Here is a 1091-nt window from a genome sequence, read left to right as displayed (position 1 = left end):
ATCTCGATCGTGCCGTCGCGCCACGCTGCGAGGAACGCGCGCTCCATCGTCGAGATGAGCGCTGCGGCATAGGGTGCATCGTCGCCGTCCGCCAGCGCGGGTCCGAGCAGGCGCAGCGTTGCGACGTCGAACGTGGTAGCGCGCTGCGTATCGATCGTGTCGAGCCGCGTCTCATGGGCACCGTCGACAGCTTCCGATCTTACGACCTCGGCATCGAGCGCCCGACGTGTCTCGTCAATTTTCGCGGACAGGTTCGGCAGCCCGTCTTCGGGCACGAGACGACGGATCGCCTCCTCGATGTCGCTGACATCCGCGGCGTGTAGATCCGTGAGGACGGTGCGGCTCTCGACGCCGTAGCTCCGGAGGCCGACGCGGAAGTAGCTGGCGCCGGCCGGGCGCGCGACCGTGACGCCCGTCAAGCCTGAGATCCCGATGAAGGCGGATACCTCGTGCGGTGCGTTCACCCCAGGGGTGAATGCTTCGACCGTAACAGTCCCGCCGACGGGGGACGTTCGGTCGGGGCCGTACCACTGAACGAGCGCCACAACGCTATCGTTCTCGGGGTCCTGCGCCGCCTGGGTGCGGACGTAGCGCCAGCGCCCACGCCAGAGGCGGGTGCTCTCGACGACGTGCAGCGTTCTCTCCCAGACCTCGCGCGACGACGAGATCTCCAGGCCAAGCCCGTCACCGACGGTCCGCACAGGGTAAAGGGTCGTGTCGATGGCAGGGAGGGCGGTGGGATCGCCACCTGCCCGCGACGCGGTGAAAGCGCTCGGGTTGTCGCCCGGTCTCTCGGCCGGATACACCCCGGCGTTGATGTCGAGGATGCGGCGCTTCAGGCCCTCGACGTCGACGACGGCCGACAGGCTCGACAGGTCGAAAATCGTCGCCCAGTCCGCTCCAAGCTGACGCGCCTGGAGCGCGGTGCCCTGGACCCGCAGCTCGGCGGCGCGGCCGTCGGCGCCGGTGAGGGCTGCGACGGCGACGAGGTTGGACCAGTCGGCGACGTCGTCGCGCTTCCACTGGACGAAGCCACCGCTGATCCGGAGCGCGGTGCCGGCGCCGGCCGGGCCACGGAGCGACGCGGTGTT

At 69.5% G+C, this 1091-nt stretch carries 1 protein-coding gene; it reads right to left on the bottom strand.

Annotated features, from left to right (window positions below):
* Positions 1 to 1091: hypothetical protein (locus VP06_RS37235; RefSeq protein ID WP_048464876.1), on the bottom strand; the 1091-nt coding region annotated here is incomplete at both ends.

Source organism: Methylobacterium aquaticum (genome assembly GCF_001043915.1).
Lineage (GTDB): Bacteria > Pseudomonadota > Alphaproteobacteria > Rhizobiales > Beijerinckiaceae > Methylobacterium > Methylobacterium aquaticum.
This window is presented reverse-complemented; position numbering and strand designations above follow the sequence as displayed.